The 2,593-nt window shown below is 62.5% G+C and carries 2 protein-coding genes; both read right to left on the reverse strand.

What is annotated here, in order from left to right; genetic code table 11:
• Positions 1 to 97 precede the first annotated feature (97 nt).
• Positions 98 to 859 carry an IS21-like element helper ATPase IstB gene (gene istB / locus NKJ55_RS35185; protein WP_352453893.1) on the reverse strand — a complete coding sequence of 254 codons (762 nt, stop codon included), beginning with the start codon at positions 857 to 859 and terminating at the stop codon, positions 98 to 100.
• 15 nt (positions 860 to 874) lie between these two features.
• Positions 875 to 2,416 carry an IS21 family transposase gene (gene istA / locus NKJ55_RS35190; protein ID WP_352453894.1) on the reverse strand — a complete coding sequence of 514 codons (1,542 nt, stop codon included), beginning with the start codon at positions 2,414 to 2,416 and terminating at the stop codon, positions 875 to 877.
• Positions 2,417 to 2,593: the final 177 nt, after the last annotated feature.

Consider the following 2,593-nt stretch of genomic DNA (forward strand, 5'->3'; position numbering starts at 1 on the left):
CTGCGCATTTCGCTGATTGTGAGCAGCCATTTCAGGCGATCGTGAGCACGTATTTCACGCGATCATGAGCGGTCGCTTCGGCCGACCTAGTTATTGTTCAGGCGTTTGAGACGCCGTCAAGAGCGTGGGTGCGGGCGTTGTGTTTTCGCATGCTTTCTCCGGCGAGTTGAAGGCGGTGAGCGTTGTGAACGAGGCGATCCAGAATCGCGTCACCGAGGGTGGGATCGCCTATGACGTCGTGCCAGAGTTCCACGGGAATTTGGCTGGTGACGATGGTCGATGCGCGACCGTGGCGATCGTCGAGGATCTCCAGGAGGTCGCGCCGTTCGGACGCGTTGAGAACAGACAGGCCCCAGTCGTCGAGAAGGAGGAGTTGAACGCGCCCGAGCGTCTTGAGCAGGCGACCATAGCGTCCGTCACCTCGAGCCAGCGCGAGCGCCTCGAAGAGGCGCGGGACGCGATGATAGAGCACCGATCGATTGTCGCGGCAGGCTTTGTGACCGAGCGCGCAGGCAATCCAACTCTTGCCCAGGCCGGTTGCGCCTGTGACCAGCAAGTTCTCGTGACGGTCGATCCAGTCGCCGCCGACGAGCCTGGCGAAGACGGCGCGGTCGATGCCGCGCGGGGTACGCAAATCGACATCTTCCACGCATGCGCTTTGGCGCAGCGCGGCGAATTTGAGGCGGGCCGTGAGACGTTTGGTGTCGCGCTCGGCGGCTTCGCGGTCGACAAGGAGCCCGATGCGCTCCTCGAAAGACAGAGCATCGAGATCCGGCGATCGTCGTTGCTCCTCGAAGGCTTTGGCCATTCCGGACAAACCGAGTGCGACCAGCCGTTCATGGGTGGGATGGGTGAGCATTGGAATCTCCCTGGTTCAGTGGAAATAGCCCTGACCGCGGATATTGCCGTGGCGCAGGGGTTGGTGATCGGGCGTCTCGTCGAGGAAAGCGCGATCAAGGCCGTTCTTGAGGATCGAACGGATCGAGGCGACGGAGCGTGCCTTGATGAGAATGCCACGTTGGCAGGCTGCATCGACGCGCGCGTTGCCGTAGCTCTTGGTCAGCGCCAGAATGCCGAGGCAAGTGCGAAAGCCTTGTTCGGGATGCGGCCGGTCAGCGATGACAGCCTGGAAGAAGGCGGCGGTGGAAGGACCGATCTTCTCGCCGGCTGCGATCAATCCTCCCGGCGTCCACTTGCCGTAGCGGCGATGCGCGCTCGGCATGTGATCGGCAACGGTCGTATGGCCGCGCCGGTTGGGCGCACGGGCGTGGCTGGCGACGCGCTGACCCTTGTGGAAGATCTCGACGGTGTTGTCGGCGATGCGCACATCGACGAGCTCGCGGATGAGGCGGTAGGGCGTGGAATACCAGTGCCCATCGACCTCGACATGATAGTCGGGTGCGACGCGGCAGCGCTTCCAGCGCGCAAAGACGTATGGCTGGTCCGGCAGTTCTCCCAGCTTCGGCCTATCGATCTCGGCGAAGAGTTCGGCTCGGCTGGAGCCGAAGCCACGCATCTGGCGGGCATTGAGTTCGGCGACGAGCACGCGGATGACGGCATTCAGCGCCGCCAGGGAAAAGAAGCGCTGGTTGCGCAGGCGCGCCAGGACCCAGCGCTGGGCAATTTGCACGGCAACTTCGACTTTTGCCTTATCCTTCGGGCGTCTCGGCCTGGCTGCGAGAATTGCGGTGCCGTAATGGCTCGCCATCTCGGCATAGGTCCGGTTGAGACCGGGATCGTAGCGATCGGGGTTGGTGACGGCGGCCTTGAGATTATCGCAGATCACGAACTTCGGCACGCCATCCAGAAAGGTGAAAAGGTTCGTGTGAACACCGATCCAGTCGGGCAGGCTCTCGCTCGGGCACGCCTCGGCGTAGGTGTAGTTCGAGGCGCCCATCGCCGCGACGAACAGCTTCATGGCGTGCGCTTCGCCGGTGACGGGGTCGAAGATGTCGATGGTGTCGCCGGCGAAATCGACAAACACCTTCTCGCCGCCTAGGTGCGTCTGGCGCATCGTCGGGCGCGTGCGCCCCTTCCAGGCCTCAAAGGTCGTGCAAAACCACGTATAGCCAAAGCCGTCGCGGTTGGCGGCGCGATACTCTTCCCACAACAGCACCCGCGTTACGCTGCGGCGGCGCAACTCCTTCTCCACATAGCTCCAATCGGGCACCGGCCGACGGGGGCTTTGCGATGCCGCCCTCGGCGCCGGAAAGAGGAGCAGCTCAAGGCCTTCGTCATCCATCCCCTCGGGCAGTGGCCAGCTCAGCCCGGCAAGATGGGCGCGCCGCAGATAGCCATGCACGACGCCATTGCTCACCCCGATCATGCGCGCGATGACCCGTTCGGGTAGGCCCTGGACATGCCTTAAACGTAGAACTTCTCTGATCCGGCGCATCGACAATCTCTGGGTTGGCATCAGGCTTCCTCGTTGGTTGAACGAGGCAATCCCGTAGACCGGTTGAGTTGTCGGACGAAGCATCCCGCACCCACGAAAAGGTGCTCACGATCATCTGAAATCGTTGCTCACGATGGCCTGAAATCGTTGCTCATGATCCCGTGAAATCCGTGCTCACGATCGTCTGAAATACGCATG

The organism is Mesorhizobium sp. M0106 (assembly GCF_040322715.1).
Lineage (GTDB): Bacteria > Pseudomonadota > Alphaproteobacteria > Rhizobiales > Rhizobiaceae > Mesorhizobium.